Source organism: uncultured Aureimonas sp. (assembly GCF_913775355.1).
GTDB lineage: Bacteria > Pseudomonadota > Alphaproteobacteria > Rhizobiales > Rhizobiaceae > Aureimonas.
In genome coordinates, this window is the sequence record NZ_CAJYIU010000008.1 from 1 (window position 1) to 16,444 (window position 16,444).

At 69.2% G+C, this 16,444-nt stretch carries 17 protein-coding genes; 3 read left to right on the plus strand and 14 right to left on the minus strand.

The genetic code is table 11. The features are described from left to right. On the plus strand, positions 1-1,229 hold a 1,229-nt coding region (locus QZ753_RS00650), incomplete at its 5' end, for a serine hydrolase domain-containing protein (protein ID WP_367171476.1). On the opposite strand, the gene QZ753_RS00655 is transcribed toward QZ753_RS00650, so the two are convergent. The 8 genes from QZ753_RS00655 to QZ753_RS00690 all read right to left on the minus strand — a co-directional run bounded on the left by QZ753_RS00655 (position 1,226) and on the right by QZ753_RS00690 (position 8,677). Further along, positions 1,226-2,632 carry an FAD-binding oxidoreductase gene (locus QZ753_RS00655; RefSeq protein ID WP_294640271.1) on the minus strand — a complete coding sequence of 469 codons (1,407 nt, stop codon included), beginning with the start codon at positions 2,630-2,632 and terminating at the stop codon, positions 1,226-1,228. The genes QZ753_RS00650 and QZ753_RS00655 overlap by 4 nt on opposite strands. Positions 2,633-2,699: 67 nt before the next feature. Further along, entirely contained in the window at positions 2,700-3,899 is a 1,200-nt protein-coding gene (gene uxuA, locus QZ753_RS00660; protein WP_294640273.1) for a mannonate dehydratase, read from the minus strand. Positions 3,900-3,936: 37 nt separating this feature from the next. Continuing rightward, complete coding sequence (locus QZ753_RS00665) at positions 3,937-4,650, minus strand: GntR family transcriptional regulator (RefSeq protein ID WP_294640275.1); 714 nt, start codon at positions 4,648-4,650, stop codon at positions 3,937-3,939. 74 nt (positions 4,651-4,724) lie between these two features. Continuing rightward, on the minus strand, positions 4,725-4,916 hold the full coding sequence (locus QZ753_RS00670) for a hypothetical protein (RefSeq protein WP_294640277.1): 192 nt from the start codon (positions 4,914-4,916) through the stop codon (positions 4,725-4,727). Beyond that, on the minus strand, positions 4,916-5,395 hold the full coding sequence (locus tag QZ753_RS00675; RefSeq protein WP_294640279.1) for a glutathione S-transferase N-terminal domain-containing protein: 480 nt from the start codon (positions 5,393-5,395) through the stop codon (positions 4,916-4,918). The genes QZ753_RS00670 and QZ753_RS00675 overlap by 1 nt, the downstream gene beginning before the upstream one ends. Before the next feature lie 153 nt (positions 5,396-5,548). Continuing rightward, positions 5,549-6,547, minus strand: coding sequence for an Hsp33 family molecular chaperone (locus tag QZ753_RS00680; RefSeq protein WP_294640281.1), 999 nt, complete (start codon positions 6,545-6,547; stop codon positions 5,549-5,551). Next, entirely contained in the window at positions 6,540-7,475 is a 936-nt protein-coding gene (gene argF, locus QZ753_RS00685; RefSeq protein ID WP_294640282.1) for an ornithine carbamoyltransferase, read from the minus strand. The genes QZ753_RS00680 and argF overlap by 8 nt, the downstream gene beginning before the upstream one ends. Next, positions 7,472-8,677: an aspartate aminotransferase family protein gene (locus tag QZ753_RS00690; protein WP_294640284.1), complete on the minus strand. Its 1,206-nt coding sequence runs from the start codon at positions 8,675-8,677 to the stop codon at positions 7,472-7,474. Before QZ753_RS00690 ends, argF begins: the two co-directional genes overlap by 4 nt. A 414-nt stretch (positions 8,678-9,091) precedes the next feature. Here QZ753_RS00690 and QZ753_RS00695 point away from each other — a divergent pair, with 414 nt between their 5' ends. Together QZ753_RS00695 and QZ753_RS00700 are read left to right on the plus strand one after the other, a co-directional pair. Beyond that, the gene (locus tag QZ753_RS00695; RefSeq protein WP_294640285.1) at positions 9,092-9,691 is read left to right on the plus strand and encodes a GcrA family cell cycle regulator; all 600 of its coding nucleotides are present in this window, start codon (positions 9,092-9,094) and stop codon (positions 9,689-9,691) included. A gap of 123 nt (positions 9,692-9,814) precedes the next feature. Further along, positions 9,815-10,063: a DUF3297 family protein gene (locus tag QZ753_RS00700; RefSeq protein ID WP_090961724.1), complete on the plus strand. Its 249-nt coding sequence runs from the start codon at positions 9,815-9,817 to the stop codon at positions 10,061-10,063. A gap of 60 nt (positions 10,064-10,123) precedes the next feature. On the opposite strand, the gene phoB is transcribed toward QZ753_RS00700, so the two are convergent. The 6 genes from phoB to QZ753_RS00730 all read right to left on the minus strand — a co-directional run bounded on the left by phoB (position 10,124) and on the right by QZ753_RS00730 (position 16,414). Further along, on the minus strand, positions 10,124-10,858 hold the full coding sequence (gene phoB / locus QZ753_RS00705) for a phosphate regulon transcriptional regulator PhoB (protein ID WP_090961727.1): 735 nt from the start codon (positions 10,856-10,858) through the stop codon (positions 10,124-10,126). 2 nt (positions 10,859-10,860) lie between these two features. Beyond that, entirely contained in the window at positions 10,861-11,583 is a 723-nt protein-coding gene (gene phoU / locus QZ753_RS00710; RefSeq protein WP_090961730.1) for a phosphate signaling complex protein PhoU, read from the minus strand. Positions 11,584-11,636: 53 nt separating this feature from the next. Further along, complete coding sequence (gene pstB, locus QZ753_RS00715; RefSeq protein ID WP_294640320.1) at positions 11,637-12,446, minus strand: phosphate ABC transporter ATP-binding protein PstB; 810 nt, start codon at positions 12,444-12,446, stop codon at positions 11,637-11,639. Positions 12,447-12,460: 14 nt separating this feature from the next. After that, a complete protein-coding gene (gene pstA, locus QZ753_RS00720) occupies positions 12,461-13,789 on the minus strand; it encodes a phosphate ABC transporter permease PstA (RefSeq protein ID WP_294640290.1) in 1,329 nt (442 codons plus the stop codon). Then, positions 13,789-15,267, minus strand: a complete 1,479-nt coding sequence (pstC, locus tag QZ753_RS00725) for a phosphate ABC transporter permease subunit PstC (protein WP_294640292.1) — start codon at positions 15,265-15,267, stop codon at positions 13,789-13,791. Before pstC ends, pstA begins: the two co-directional genes overlap by 1 nt. A 103-nt stretch (positions 15,268-15,370) precedes the next feature. Next, positions 15,371-16,414: a substrate-binding domain-containing protein gene (locus QZ753_RS00730; protein WP_294640322.1), complete on the minus strand. Its 1,044-nt coding sequence runs from the start codon at positions 16,412-16,414 to the stop codon at positions 15,371-15,373. Positions 16,415-16,444 lie beyond the last annotated feature (30 nt).

Sequence of the window (16,444 nt, forward strand, 5' to 3'; positions counted from 1 at the left end):
CATTCATGACGAAACGATTTGCAACGACGGGCCTCGCCTTGGCCGCGGTCTCGGCCCTGGTGGCGGCGCTGCCGGCGCGAGCTGCCGACAATCCGCACGGGGGCGAGCGCATCGGGACGGTCTCGCAGATCTACGACGGCAAGCTCCTGCCGGACGAGGCGGTCTCCACCTTCCGCAACATCGACCGCCTCTTCCCCACGCGCACGATCCGGGCCGGCGGCACGGTGCGCGAGCTTCCCCCTGCGGAGAAGCCGCTCGGCGAGGTCAGCTTCCGCTCGGGCGAGGAGACCTACGACCTCTACGACGTCCTGGCGCTCGACAGCTTCACCGCGATGATCGTCCTGAAGGACGGCAAGGTCGCCTTCGAGACCTACCAGCGCGGCAACACGCCGGAGACGCGCTGGATGTCGATGTCGGTCGCCAAGTCGATCACCTCGACGCTCGCCGCGATCGCGATCAAGGAGGGCAAGCTCTCGGGCCTCGACGCGCCCGTCACCCAGTATGTCGAGGCGCTGAAGGGCAGCGCCTACGAGGGTGTCACCTTGCGCGACATCCTGATGATGAGCTCGGGCGTGCGCTGGAACGAGACCTACACCGACCCCGCCTCCGACCGGCGTGCCCTTCTAAAGGCGCAGATCTCGCAGGAGCCGGGCTCGGCGATGAAGCTGATGGCGAGCCTGCCGCGCGCCGCCGAACCCGGCACGGTCAACACCTACTCGACCGGCGAGACGCAGGTGCTCGGCGAGATCGTGCGCGGCGCGGTCGGCAAGCCGCTCGCCGACTACCTCTCCGAGAAGATCTGGGTGCCCTACGGCATGGAGGTCGACGCCAACTGGTGGCTGGATTCGCCCGACGGTCACGAGATCGGCGGCTCCGGCCTGTCTGCCACCTTGCGCGACTTCGCGCGCTTCGGCCAGTTCTTCCTGGAGAACGGGGTGATCGGCGGCGCCTCCATCCTGCCCGACGGCTGGGTGAAGGCGGCGGCCGGGCCGACGACGCTGAAGGACGGCTCGAAGCTCGACTACGGCTACATGTGGTGGACCGGCTGGACCGAGCCGTCGATCGCCGACGGGGCGTTCGCCGCGATCGGGATCCAGGGCCAGAACATCTACATCAACCCGAAGCGCAACGTCGTCATCGTCACCTTCGGCGCGCAGCCGAAGCCCACCGGCAAGGAACCGGTGGACCCGCTGGTCTTCTTCGACGCGGTCGCCGCCGCGCTCGACTAGTCGCGCGCCGGCACCACGGCTGAAGGGTTGAGGATCGCCGCCGGGTCGAGCGCCCGGCGGATCGAGCGCATGAGCTGGCGCTCGACGGGCGAGCGAAGCGCGTCGGCGAGCGCGATCTTGGCCTGCCCGAGCCCATGCTCGGCGGCAAAACTGCCGCCCATCTCGGTCGCCAGCCCCGCGACGGCGAGCCCGAGCTCCTGCGCCTTCGCGCCGAAATCGCCGGCCCCTGCCGGCGGCGACAGGTTGTAGTGGATGTTGCCGTCGGCCAGATGCCCGAACGGGTTGATCCGCACGCCGGGAAGGATCGTCTCGCACCGCGCGCCGGCCGCTGCGACGAACTCGGCGATCCGGCCGGGCGGCACGGCGACGTCGTGCTTGAGCTGCGCGCCCTCGAGCCGCTGGCCCTCCGGCTGCTCCTCGCGCAGCCGCCAGAAGGCGCCGCGCTGCGCCTCCGAGGCGGCGATGGCCCCGTCGAGCACGAGACCCTCCTCCATGCCCCATTCGAGCGTCGCGGTGAGGATGTCCTCCAGCGGCATCCGCTCCGAGGCGCTGGCGATCTCGACGAGAAGATAGCAGCCGCCGCGCGTCTCAAGGGGATAGGCGAGCGAGGTCACGTGGCGCAACGCGAGGTCGAGGCCGAGTTCGCAGAAGAACTCGAGCCCCGTCAGCACCTCGCCCGCCTCGGCGCGAAGCCGTGTGCCGAAGGCGACGGCTGCCGCCTCGTCCGGCAGGACGAGAAGCGCGGTCGAGCGCTGGCGGGGCGCGGGATGCAGCTTGAGGACGGCGCGGGTGACGACGCCGAGCGTGCCTTCCGAGCCGCAGAAGAGGCGGCGAAGCTGGTAGCCCGCATTGTCCTTCTGAACCGCGCGCATGCCGTTCCAGACCGTGCCGTCGGCCAGCACCACTTCGAGGCCGAGCACGAGGTCCTGCATCATGCCGAAGCGGAAGGCGTGGCTGCCGCCGGCATTGGTGCCGATCAGGCCGCCCAGCTGCGCGCTGCCCTCGGCGCCGAGATGCATCGGAAACATCAGACCGGATCCGTCGAGGCGATCGTGCAGCGTCTGAAGCACCAGCCCCGCCTCGACCTCGATCGAACCCGAGGCCGCATCGGGCGTGCCGCAGGCGTTCATGCGCGCGAGCGACAGGATGACGCCGCCGGGGCTGCCCAGCACCGCGCCGCCGCATAGGCCCGTATTGCCCCCTTGCGGCACGACGGGAACCCCGGCGGCCTGCGCCGCCGCGAGGACGGCCGAGACCTCGGCGGTGGAGGCGGGGCGCGCGACGCCGAGCGGCGGCGCACCATAGCGATCCAGCCAGTCCCGCTGCCAGGGTCCCGCCTCGGCCGCGGGCGTCCACCCCCTGGGTCCGAGGATGTCCGCCAGCCGCTCCGCCACTTCCGTCATGCCCGTCCCGCTCCTCGCATCGATCGAAAGACGTGTAGAGGCGGGAGGGGGCCGAGCACAACCGGCGTCAGACGGCCGCGCGTTCCGGCGGATGACCGAGAGCGTGGAGGATGCCGCGCAGCTCGGCGAGACCCCGCATGCGCCCCGTCGCGGGGTAGCCCGGCGTCACGTCCTTGTGGAGGTCGTCGAGCATACGGTGCCCGTGGTCGGACCGGAAGACGATGGTCGCGCCCTTGTCGCGACGCCGGTCCTCGGCGACGAGCTCCTTGAGGACGGCGACCATGTCGACGTCGCCCTCGAGATGGGCCGACTCGTGGAACGTGCGCGGATCCGTCTCGCGCTTGGTGGCGCGTAGATGCGCGAAGTGGATGCGCGGTGCGAAGCGGCGGGCGATCGCCGGCAGGTCGTTGTCGGCCCGCACCCCGAGGCTCCCCGTGCAGAAACACATGCCGTTGGCGCCGGACGGCACGGCGTCGAAGAGCGCGGCATAGTCGTCCCCCGTCGAGGCGACGCGCGGCAAGCCGAAGAGCGGGCGCGGCGGATCGTCGGGGTGCAGCGTGAGCTTCACACCGAATGCTTCCGCCGCGGGCGTCACCGCCTGCAGAAAGTCGACGAGGTGCCGGCGCAGGCGCGCGGCGTCGACGTCGCGGTACTGGTCGAGCTTGTCGCGAAACGCCGGAATGGTCATGGGCTCGGTGGTCGAGCCCGGCAGCGCGCTCGCGATGTTGCGCGTGAGATCGGCGACCTCGCCCTCCCCCATTGCCTCGAAGCGCGTACGGGCCCGGGCCTGCTCCTCCGGCGTGTAATCGCGCTCGGCCCCCTGCCGCTGGAGGATATGCAGTTCGAAGGCGGCAAAGGTCTCGAAGTCGAAGCGCATCGCCGTCGCGCCGGTGTCGGTCACGAAGTCGAGGTCGGTGCGGCACCAGTCCACCACCGGCATGAAGTTGTAGCAGACGATGCCGATGCCGGCCTTCGCGACGCTCTCGAGGCTGGCGATCCAGGCCTCGATCTCGGGTCTGGCCGTGCCTCCGGTGCGCTTCACGGCATCCGGGATCGGGATACTCTCCACCACCGACCAGGCGAGCGGCGTGCGGCCGGGCGGCGTCGTCTCGATCATGTCGCGCCGGGCCTCGACCGCCTCGCGCGTCCAGACCTCGCCGATCGGCATCTCGTGCAGCGCCGAGACGACATCGGTCGCCCCCACCTGCCGGACCTCGTCCAGCGTCACGCTGGCCTTCGGCCCGAACCATCTCCATCCCTGACGCATCGTACTCCCCCTCGTCCGGCGCGGATGCCGGCAGTCCTCAAATGAAATAGTCGGGATGGCGGGTGCGGATCTCGGCGACGTCCGGGATGACGGCGCCGAGATGCCCTTCCATCGCGTTTCGTGCCCCTGTGGCGTCGTTCGCGGCGATCCGGGCGAGGATCGCCTCGTGCTCGACGATCACCTGCTCGGCCCGGCCGAGGATCGGCAGCGTCAGGCGGCGGGCGCGGTCGAGTTGGTCCTTGGCCTGCGTCACCAGCGCCCAGATGCCGGGATGACCGGCGAGATCGGCGATGGCCGCGTGAAACGCCTCGTCGGCCTCGTGGAATCCGTCGTTGTCCCCCGCCGCCGCGCAGACCTTCTGACGCCGAACGAGACGCTCCAGCGACCCGAGACCACCCACCTCGGCCCGTTCGGCGGCCTTCTCGACAGTCACGCCTTCCAGCGCCTTGCGGATCAGCACCGCCTCCGGGATCGCCGCGACGGGTACGCGGGAGACGAAGGTCCCGGCCTGTGGCCGCACATCGACGAGGCCGATTTCCGACAGACGGGTGAGGGCTTCGCGCACCGGCGTCCGGCTGACGCCGAACCGTTCGACTAGCCCACGGTCGGCGAGCGGCGTGCCCGGCGGAAGTCGAGCCGCCACGATGTCCGCCCGCAGGGTCTCGAACACCTGCGTCGCCGACGTGACGCGACGGGCCGGGCGCAAGGGGGCCGAGCCTCCTCGACCAGACGTGGACGGTGCATCAGACATCGAAGGAGATCGCGACAGACAGAACCATACTGGCATACTTGTATGCCAGTGCCGCCTGTTTGTGAAGGTGCCGGTCAGCCCACCGGGCCGCCGGCGTCGGCGCGTGGACGGCGGTAGCGTGCCGCATTCTTGCGGAACGGCACGAGTTGGGCTTCGAGGGCCGTTTGAAACGCCGGACGCGCCTCGTGCCGGGCGACATAGGCGATGAGCGACGGGAACGGCTGGAGTTCGCCCTCTGCCGCGTCCCGCAGCACGGCGGCCATCATCAGGTCGGCGATCGTGAAGCGATCCCCGACCAGAAACGGCGCGCCGCCGACACGTCGGGCTCGACGGCGGCCGCGGCCGCCTTGTCCTTCGTGAAGAACCGAAGCATGGCCAGCATGGCGATCGGCTTCTCGATCGTGTCGAGCGCGGCGAAGGTCCTTGCAAGACACGCATCGCGCTCCGCCTCACCCGCCGGCAGAAGCGCGTCGCTCGTCTCCGCGATGCGCCAGACGCAGGCGCCCGTTTCGAAGAGCGTCTGCCCGCCGACCGTCATGGCGGGCACCTGTCCGAAGGGCTGACGCTGGAGATTGGCGGGCTCGCGCTGCGCCCCCTGCGCCACGAGGTCGACCTCGTAGGGCAATCCGGCCTCCTCGAGCGCCCAGCGCAGCCGCAGGTCGCGCACATGCCCCTCGGCGAACCGGGGCACCCAGTCATAGGCGGTGATGCGGATCGGACCGCGACGGAAGGCTTCGGCGTGCATGCAGGGCCGTCCTCGAGTGGCGGCAGCGACCGCGAGAATGGAACAGCGGCTTCGTCGCGACAACCGGCGTTCAGACGCGGCGCGCCGACATTCGCTTCACGGACGACTGCGTTCCGAACCGAGAGCGGCGGCGGGCGGCTTACACCGCCCCCGTCAGGTCTGCGGCTCGAACTCGTCGGGCGAGAACTCGTAGGCTTCGCCGCAGAACTCGCACGTCACCTGGATTCGGCCATCTTGCGTGCTGTGGGCGAGATCGTCGGCCGAGAAGCCCTGCAGCACGCCGCGGATCTTCTCGCGGTTGCAGGAGCAGTCGTCGCGCACCGGCGTCGCCGGGAAGACGCGCACGCCCCGCTCGTGGAACAGGCGGAACAGGAGACGCTCGACCCCGACGTCGGGATCGGCGAGTTCCGACGGCTCGACGGTTCCGACAAGCGCCTGCACCTCGGTCCAGGCATCGTCCTCGGCGTAAGCTTCGACTTCGGCGCCCTCCGGGGCGTCGCCGCCCGGCAGGTCCGCCATGCGCATGCGCTCGGGCGCCTCGGGCAGGAACTGTGCGATCAGGCCGCCGGCGCGCCAGCCTTGCGAGAAGCCGCCGCCGTCCTGCCGGCGCGCGATGCGCGCGACCGCCAGGCGCACCGTGGTCGGGATCTGCTCGGACTGGCGGAAATAGGTTTCCGCCACAGCCTCGAGCGAGGCGCCGGAGAGTTCCACGATGCCTTGGTAGCGCTGCATGTGCGCACCCTGGTCGATCGTCAGGGCGAGAACGCCGTTGCCGAGAAGCTCGGCCGATTCGACGCGCTTCGCCTCGATCGCCTGCGCGAGGCGATCGGCGTCGAAGCGCGCATAGGCCCGCACGCTCGACGGCATGGTGAAGTCGACCACGAGGAGATCGACGGGCCCGTCGGTCTGCGTCTGCGCGATGAACTTGCCGTCGAACTTCAGCGAGGTGCCGAGAAGGACGGTGAGGACGATCATCTCGGCCAGAAGCCGGGCGGCCGGCTCGGGATAGTCGTGGCGCGCGAGGATCGTATCGACCATCGAGCCGAGCTGCACCGCGCGTCCGCGCGCGTCGAGCGCCTCGACCGCGAACGGCACCACCGCATCGTCGCCGGCAAAGCCGAATTCGCCGAGTTCCGGGCTGTGGTCAGCCATGCGCGGCCACCTCGCCGAAGGCCCAGGCCAAGATCGACTTCTGGGCGTGGAGGCGGTTCTCTGCCTCGTCGAACACCACCGACTGCGGCCCGTCGATCACCTCGTCGGTCACCTCCTCGCCGCGGTGGGCGGGCAGGCAGTGCATGAACAGCGCCTGCGGGTTGGCGCGGCTCATCAGTGCCGCGTTCACCTGATAGGGCATGAAGACGTTGTGTCCCCGCGCCTCGGCCTCGCGGCCCATCGACACCCAGGTGTCGGTGACGACGCAGTCCGCGCCCGACACGGCCTCCTCGGCGTCGCGCGTGAGGTGCAGGCGCGTGCCGGCGGCGCGCGCGCGCTCGACATAGCGCGGGTCGGGGTCGGAGCCCTCAGGGGTGGCGATGCGCAGCGAGAAGTCGAAGGCACCCGCCGCCTCGATCAGCGAATTGAGGACGTTGTTGCCGTCGCCGGTCCAGGCGAAGGTCCGGCCCTTCACCGGCCCGCGATGCTCCTCGAAGGTGAGGAGGTCGGCCATGATCTGGCAAGGGTGCGTGTCGTCGGTCAAGGCGTTGATGACCGGCACGGTCGCCGCCTCGGCCATCTCCAGAAGACGCGCGTGCTCGGTGGTGCGGATCATGATCGCATCGACGTAGCGCGACAGGACGCGCGCCGTGTCGGCGATCGTCTCGGCGCGGCCGAGCTGCATTTCAGAGCCCGACAGGAACAGCGTCTCGCCGCCGAGCTGGCGCATGGCGACGTCGAACGACACGCGGGTGCGCGTCGAGGGCTTCTCGAAGATCATAGCGAGCACCCGCCCGTCGAGCGGCTTCGGCCCGGTGCGGCCGAGCGCCTTGCGTTCGCCCGCATCGTCGAGGATGGCGCGCAGGTCACCGGCCGACATGGCCGACAGGTCGAGGAAGTGCCGGGGCTGCTGGGTCAGGGCGCTCATGCCGCGGAGCTTTCGCTGGAGCCGACGGAGAGTTCGGCGCAAGCCGCCTCGATCCGGTTCATCGCCTCGCGCACCTCGTCCGCGCTGACGACCAGCGGCGGCAGGAAGCGCACCACGTTGTCACCGGCGGGCGCGGCCAGCATCTGGTGGCGACGCAGCGTCTCGACGAACTGGCCGTTCGGCACGCGAGGCTTGAGGCCGATGAGGAGGCCCTCGCCGCGCACCTCCTCGACGATGTCGGGGAAGCGGTCCTTCAGCGAGGCGAGGCTCTGCTTGAAGAGAAGCGCGGTGTGGCGCACCTCGTCGAGGAAGCCGTCGGCGAGGACGACGTCGAGCACGGCATTGCCGACCGCCATGCCGAGCGGGTTGCCGCCGAACGTGGTGCCGTGGGTGCCGGCGGTCATGCCCTTGGCCGCCTCCGCCGTGGCGAGGCACGCGCCGAGCGGGAAGCCGCCGCCGATGCCCTTGGCCGAGGCCAGGATGTCGGGCTCGACGCCTGCGTTCTCGTAGGCGAAGAAGCGGCCGGTGCGCCCGACGCCGGTCTGCACCTCGTCGAAGATCAGCATCAGGCCGTGCTCGTCGCAGAGTGCGCGAAGCTGGCGCAGGAACTCGGGCGGTGCGGCGCGCACGCCGCCCTCGCCCTGGATCGGCTCGATCAGGATGCCGGCCGTCTCCGGCCCGACCGCGGCGCGCACCAGCTCGATGTCGCCGAAGGCCACCTGGTCGAAGCCCTCGACCTTCGGGCCGAAGCCCTCGAGATACTTCTTCTGGCCGCCGGCCGCGATGGTCGCGAGCGTCCGGCCGTGGAAGGCGCCCTCGAAGGTCACGATGCGGAAGCGCTCGGGATGCCCCGAGACGTACTGGTAGCGCCGCGCGGTCTTGATCGCGCATTCCAGCGCCTCGGCGCCCGAATTGGTGAAGAACACCTTGTCGGCGAACGACGCCTCGACGAGACGCGCGGCGAGCCGCTCCTGCCCCGGGATCTGGAAGAGGTTCGAGACGTGCCAGAGGCGCGCAGCCTGATCGCTCAAGGCCGCCACGAGATGCGGGTGGGCATGGCCCAGCGAATTGACCGCGATGCCGCCGGTGAAGTCGAGGAACCGCCGGCCGTCCTCGGTCACGAGCCACACGCCCTCACCTCGCTCGACGCGCAGGTCCGCACGGGCGAAGGTGGCGAAAAGCGGGTTGTCGTGCTCGGACATGGGGCTGACTTCTTCGGTTTTCCCGGAACGGGTTCTGGGCGACGGCACATGGCGGCCCGCTTGGGGGCTGGCCGCCGTGCCGCCCTCACGGTGGACGAGGCCCGTCGAACGGGCCCGTGGCAGCGGCCCGCTATACCATGTCGCAACGCGGGATTGTCAATCGAAACCCCGGATTTGCGGCCGTTTCGAACGCTCCGCCCGATGCACTGACCTGTTGAAAAACCGCAAAAGCGATTCGTGCAACACTGTGCGCACCTTGCCACAGCGCCCCGCCGCGCGTTAAGTTGGGTCTGGACACCATATTTCGTGCGACGAGATCGGCTGTCTACCAGATCTGGTGGTTCGAGGATCGTCCTCTGTCATGCTGCGTGGATCGGTGGCGCGTCGCATGGGTCAAGAGTTAGGAGTCAGTTCATGAGCTGGACCGACGAGCGGATCGATCTTCTCAAGCAACTGTGGGGCGATGGCCTGAGCGCCAGCCAGATCGCCGCGCAACTGGGCGGCGTCACCCGCAACGCCGTGATCGGCAAGGTCCATCGCCTGAAGCTCGACAGCCGCCTCAAGGCCTCCGCGCCGCTCGAGGCGGTGGTCGCCCCACGCGCCGTCCGGCCGGTTCTCGTCGAGACGATGCCGGACGAGGTGCCGGCGCCGCGCGTCCTGCCGGTGCAGGCCCCGACGGTCGCCGTGATCACGCCGGCCGTCGCCGCGGCTCCGCGCCCCGTCCGGCCCGCGACGCTCGGCGCGACCGCGCTGAAGATCGAGGTCGAGCCGGAGGAGCAGGAGGAGATCGTCGGCCGCGCTGCGGTGCCCCACGGTCCCGGCGAGGTGGTGCCGATCTCTCGCAACCTGACGCTCGTCCAGCTGTCGGACCGCACCTGCAAGTGGCCGCTCGGCGACCCGCTGTCGGACGAGTTCCGCTTCTGCGGCAACAACGCGCCGGACGCCTCGCCCTACTGCCAGTACCACGCGCGCATCGCGTTCCAGCCGGTCTCGGAGCGCCGCCGCGTCCGCTGACGGGTTCGCCGTCCACGAAAAGGGCCCCGCCATCGCGCGGGGCCTTTTCGTTTTCAGGGAAGCCTTGAGACATTCATGGCCGCGGACTGGCATGGGCCGGGCGCTTGCGCTATGGGGGCGCCCATGACCCAAGACACCCTCCCCGACCGCCTCGCCATCGATCCCGACAGCCCGTTCCACAACGAGGAACTTCTGTCGCAGGGCATCGGTATCCGCTTCAACGGCTCCGAGAAGACCAATGTCGAGGAGTATTGCGTCAGCGAGGGCTGGATCAAGGTCGCGGCCGGCACGGCGCGCGACCGCAAGGGCAAGCCGATCCTCCTGAAGCTGAAGGGAACGGTCGAGCCCTTCCTGAAGGGTGACGCGGCCTGACGGCACGGTTGCGGGACGGCCGGACACAGGCCGCCCCGCCTGATTGAAATCCTCAAGCCGTCAGACGGCTTCCGGGCGAACGCTCGATGCGCGCGGCGCGGCGGCCGTGAACGTCTCGTCCAGTGCGTAGCCCGCGCCGCGGACGGTGCGGATCGGATCGCGCTGGCGGCCGCGGTTCACGGCCTTCCGCAGGCGCCCGACATGGACGTCCACCGTGCGCTCGTCGACGTAGATGTCGCGGCCCCAGACGCCGTCGAGCAGCTGCTCGCGCGAGAACACCCGGCCCGGCGACTGCATCAGGAATTCCAAAAGCTTGAACTCCGTCGGCCCGAGCTTCAGCTCGCGGCCTGCCCGTCGCACGCGGTGCGTCTCGCGGTCGAGGTCGATATCGCCGGCGACGAGCTGCGAGGAGATCCGCTCCGGCTTAACCCGGCGCAGCATGGCACGCACGCGGGCCATGAGTTCGGGCGTCGAGAACGGCTTCACGACATAGTCGTCGGCGCCGGTCGACAGGCCGCGCACGCGCTCGGACTCCTCGCCCCGCGCCGTCAGCATGATGATCGGCAGCCGCTCGGTCTCGGGCCGCGCGCGCAGACGCCGGCAGAGCTCGACGCCCGACAGGCCCGGCAGCATCCAGTCGAGGAGGAGAAGGTCGGGCACCTGCTCCTTGAGGCGCAGGTCCGCCTCGTCGCCGCGCGCGATTGTATCGACAGCGTAGCCCTCGGCCTCCAGGTTGTAGCGCAGGAGGATCGACAGAGCCTCCTCGTCCTCCACCACCGTGATGCGCGGCGCCATGGTCAGGCGCCCCGCAGGCCGACCGGTGCGACCAGGGTCGGCGTCGAGTCGCCCTTCGGGCGCTCGATCTCCATCTGGCTGCCGGTCTTGATGTAGAAGATCGTCTCCGCGATGTTGGTCGCGTGGTCGCCGATGCGCTCGATGTTCTTGGCCGAAAATAGGAGGTGCGTGCAGGCGGTGATGTTGCGTGGGTCTTCCATCATGTAGGTCAGGAGCTCGCGGAAGATCGAGGTGTAGAGTGCGTCGATCTCTTGGTCGCCCCGGCGGATCGCCTCGGCGCGCAGATGGTCGCGCGTCGCATAGGCGTCGAGCACCTCCTTCAGCTGGCCGAGTGCCAGTTCCGACATGTGCTCGATGCCGCGCACGAGCTGCACCGGCTGGGTGTGCTCCTGCGTGGCGAGGACGCGCTTGGCGATGTTCTTGCCGAGATCGCCGATGCGCTCCAGATCGTTCGAGATGCGGATCGCGCCGACGATCTCGCGCAGGTCGTGGGCCATCGGCTGGCGCTTGCCGATGGTCATGATCGCGTGCTCGTCGATCTCGCGCTGGGCCGCGTCGAGAAGCACGTCGTCGGCGACCACCGACTGGGCGAGCCCGGCATCCGAGCGGATCAGCGCCGACACGGCCTGCTCCACCATGCGCTCCGCCTGGCCGCCCATCTCGGAGATGCGGCGCAGGATGAACTTCAGTTCCTCGTCGTAGGATGTGACGATGTGGTGTTCCATGACGCATCTCCCTTCATGGATTGGGGCCGCCGCCCGGTTGTGCCTCGGTCCGGTCAGCCGAAGCGGCCGGTGATGTAGTCCTGCGTCCGCTTGTCGTCCGGGTTCTGGAACATCTTCTCGGTCGGGCCGACCTCGACGATCTTGCCCAGGTGGAACATGGCGGTGCGCTGCGAGACGCGGGCCGCCTGCTGCATCGAGTGCGTGACGATGACGATCGTGTAGTTCTGGCGCAGCTCGTCGATCAGTTCCTCGACCGTGGCCGTCGCGATCGGATCGAGCGCCGAACAGGGCTCGTCCATGAGGATGACCTCGGGGCTGACGGCGATCGCGCGCGCGATGCACAGGCGCTGCTGCTGGCCGCCCGACAGGCCCGTGCCGGGATCGTGCAGCCGGTCCTTCACCTCCTCGAACAGGCCCGCCTTGCGAAGCGAGGTGACGACGATCTCCTCGAGGTCCGTCTTGGACTTGGCGAGACCGTGGATCTTCGGGCCGTAGGAGATGTTCTCGAAGATCGACTTCGGGAACGGGTTCGGCTTCTGGAACACCATGCCGACGCGAGCGCGAAGCTCCACGACGTCGATGCCCGAGTTGTAGATGTCCTCGCCGTCGAGCGCCACGAGACCCTCGACGCGCGCGCCGTCGACCGTGTCGTTCATGCGGTTGAGCGTGCGCAGGAAGGTCGACTTGCCGCAGCCCGACGGGCCGATCAGCGCGGTCACCTGCCGCTCGTAGACGTCGAGGTCGACGGCGAAGAGCGCCTGCTTCTGGCCGTAGAAGACCGACACGCCCTTGCCGCGCATCTTGGCGGCGGGAGCCTTGCCCGCGGCCGCCGGGGCGGCCGCCTTGATCGGAAGCTGTTCCATCATGAGTGTCGCCTCTACCAGCGCCGCTCGAAGCGGCGGCGAAGAATGATCGCCGTGATGTTCATCACGGCCAGGAAAAGGAGCAGCACGATGATCGCGCCGGAGGTGCGCTCGACGAAGGCGCGCTCGGCCTCGTTCGCCCACATATAGATCTGGACGGGCAGCGCGGTGGCCGGGTCCATCGGCGTCGCCGGATAGTTGGCAACGAACGCCACCATGCCGATCAGGAGGAGCGGCGCGGTCTCGCCGAGCGCGTGGGCGAGGCCGATGATCGTGCCGGTGAGGATGCCGGGCATCGCGAGCGGCAGGACGTGGTGGAACACCATCTGCATCTTCGAGGCGCCGAGACCGAGGGCCGCCGCGCGGATCGAGGGCGGCACCGCCTTCAGCGCCGCGCGCGTCGCGATGATGATCGTCGGCAGCGTCATCAGTGTCAGCACCAGGCCGCCGACCAGCGAGGCCGAGCGCGGCAGGCCCATGTAGTTGACGAAGATCGCGAGGCCCAGCAGGCCGTAGACGATCGAGGGCACGGCCGCGAGGTTGTTGATGTTCACCTCGATGAAGTCGGTGAAGCGGTTCTTCGGCGCGAACTCCTCGAGATAGATCGAGGCGGCGACGCCGATCGGCAGCGCGAGCGCCAGCACGATCGCCATCATGTAGAGCGAGCCGATGATGGCGACGCCGACGCCCGCCGTCTCGGCGCGCGACGAGGCGCCGAAGGTGAAGAGGCCGGTGTTGAAGCGCTGCTCGAGATCGCCCGACTGCTCGAGCGTGCGGATCCACTCGAGCTGCTTGTCCTTGATCGGACGGCGCTCCTCGGGGATCGACAGGTCGAACTGGCCCTTCACGGCCGAGTCCACGGTCGAGTTGGCGTAGAGCCAGACGTCCTGCGTGGTGCCGATGACGGAGAGATCCGACATCACGATGCCGCCGAGCTGGGTCCGCACGCCCTGCGAGACGAGCTGGGTCGCGGCCGCGACGTCGGCGCGGTTGGTCGGGTCGATGCCGAGGCGCTGGACCAGCGCGTCCTGGACGAGCTTCGGATAGTTGGCGAGGCGCAGCGCCTGCATGTCCTTGCCGCCCGTGTTCTTCGGGTCGATCACGCTCTGAGAGAAGGTGATCGGCAGGCGGATCTGCGTCTGCCAGAAGGCCGTGTAGCCCTGGCTGATCACGGTGTAGAGCAGCGTCGCGAGGAAGATCATGCCGATCGCGATCGCCGAGATGCCGTAGGCCTTGAAGCGACGCTCGGACGCGTAGCGCTTCTTCAGGCCGATGTCGCGGCGCGGCGGCGCCTTGGCGTCGGCGACCGCACGGCCGCCGGTGGGGAAGGTCGCGTCGCTCATCAGTCGTACTGCTCCCGATACTTGCGCACGATCGCCAGCGCGATGACGTTGAGGACGAGGGTGATCGCGAACAGCGTGATGCCGAGCGCGAAGGCGACGAGGCTCTGCGGCGAGGTGAAGTCGAGATCGCCGGTCAGCTGCGAGACGATCTTGATGGTGACCGTCGTCATCGCCTCGAACGGGTTGGCGGTGATGTTGGCGGCGATGCCGGCGGCGAGCACCACGATCATGGTCTCGCCGATGGCACGCGAGGCGGTGAGGAGAAGCGCCGAGACGATGCCGGGAAGCGCGGCCGGAAGCACCACCTTCTTCACCGTCTCGGACGGCGTCGCGCCGAGGCCGAGCGAGCCGTCGCGGAGCGAGCGCGGCACGGCGGTGATGATGTCGTCCGACAGGGACGACACGAAGGGGATCAGCATGATACCCATCACGAGGCCGGCGGTCAGGATCGACTGGGCCTGGATGAAGCTCGAATAATCGCCCGTCAGGAGGCCGTTGATATCAGCCGAGAGGTCGCGCAGGAACGGGCCGACCGTGATCAGGGCGAAGAAGCCGTAGACGATGGTCGGGATGCCGGCGAGGACCTCGAGCAGCGGCTTCACCACCGAGCGCACGCGGTTGGAGGCGTATTCGGCCATGTAGATCGCAGCGAACAGGCCAACCGGCACCGCGAAGAGCATCGCGACGAAGGCGATGTAGAGGGTGCCGATGAGAAGCGGGATGAGGCCGAACTGGCCGGTCGCGGTGGACCCCGCCGCGGCAAAGCGCGGCTCCCAGACGGTCCCGAAGAAGAAGCTCGACGGCGGCACGCGGCTGAAGAAGTCGATCGATTCGAACAGCATCGACGAGACGATGCCAACCGTCGTCAGGATCGCGATCGAGGAGCAGAGCACCAGGAACGACTTGACCACCCGCTCGACCTGGTTGCGGGCGCGAAGGCGCACGGCGACGCGGCGCAGCGCGAAGACGAGGCCGGCGACCGCGACCGCCAGGACGACAACCGTCATCGCGAGGCGGCTCGTGTCCTCCAGCCGGTTGCGCTCGAGCGCCTGGCGGATCATCGAGTCGGTCGCCTCGGTCGGCACCGGGATGCCGCGCCGGGCGAGCATCGGGCGAAGGTCCGCGACGTTGATGTTCTCGAGGTTCTCGCGCTCCTCGGGCGGAAGAAGGCGGATGCCCTCCCCGATCGAGCGCACGAGGCTGGCGCGCAGCGCCGGGGCGAGATTCGTCTCGGTCGCGGTCGCGTCCGGCACGACGACGAGGCTCGTCACCACGACGGGCGAGACGGCGAGCCAGATCGCCAGCAGGAGGAGCGCCGGGATCGTCGTCGCCATGGCGGCGTAGACCCCGTGATAGATCGAGCGGGAATGCAGCTTGTCGGTGGACGCGGCGGCGAGCATGGCGCTTCGTCGGCGTGCCAACACGAAACCGACGGTGCCCAGCACCAGCACGGTCAGAACGATTGCAAGGATGGACACCGTCCCGCGTCTCCCGACAGGATGAACGAACGAAACGGCCCGGTGATCCGGGCCGCCGAGAAGAACGACGCGGCCCGGTGAGGGCCGCGTCGCGAAAGTCCGGTCAGCCGCTGATCGTGGTGCCGGCCGCGAACTTCTGGCGGGCTTCCTCGCGCTGGGCGTCCGGCGCCGGGACGAGGCCGTACTGGGCGAGCGGGCCGTCCGGGCCGATCATCTGCTCGGACAGGAAGAAGTCGACGAACTCCGACAGGCCCGGAACGACGCCGATATGCGCCTTCTTGACGTAGAAGAAGAGCGGACGCGACACCGGGTATTCGCCCGAGGCGACGGTGGCGACCGAGGGGGTGACGCCCGCGACGGTCGCGACCTTCAGCTTGTCCTGGTTCTGCTCGTAGAAGGCGAGGCCGAACACGCCCATGCCCTGCGGGTTGGCGGCGATGCGGGCCAGCGTCTCGGTATAGTCGCCGGCGATGTCCGTCGCCTTGCCGTCGTTGCGGACCTGATGGCACTGCGCGGCGGCCGCCTTGTCGTCCATGCCGGCGGCCTTGAAGGCCTCCAGGGCGCCCGAGGCCTTGCAGCCGGCGTCGAGGACCTTCTGGTCGAAGACTTCACGCGTGCCGTGGTTCTCGGCCGGGATGAAGGCGGCGATCGGCTGGCTCGGCAGCGACGCGTCGGCCTCGTTCCAGGCCGCGTTGGTGTTGTCGACGACCTTGCCGTCCTTGACGATCTTGGCGGCGAGCGCGTTGAAGACCGCGGTCGGGGTCAGCGCGAAGCTCGGGCCTTGGGCAGCCGAGGCGAAGACGATGCCGTCGTAGCCGAAGCGCACTTCCTGGATGTCGTTGACGCCGCCGTCCATGCAGGCCTTCTTCTCGGAATCCGAGATCGGGCGCGAGGCGTTGGCGATGTCGACGGTCGCCGGGCCGACGCCCTGGCAGAACTGGCGGAAGCCGCCCGACGTGCCGCCGGACTCGACCACCGGGGTCGGGAAGTCGGGATAGACCTCGCCGAAGTTCTCGGCGACGATCTGCGCATAGGGCAGCACCGTCGAGGAGCCGGCGGCCTGCACGGGCTCGGCGGACTGCGCGAAGGCCTGGCTGGAAAGGGCGAAGGCAGCGCCGAGCGCGAGGCCGGCAAGCGTCTTGTTCAACACGAGGTTGTCTCCGTCATGGAGTTTCGA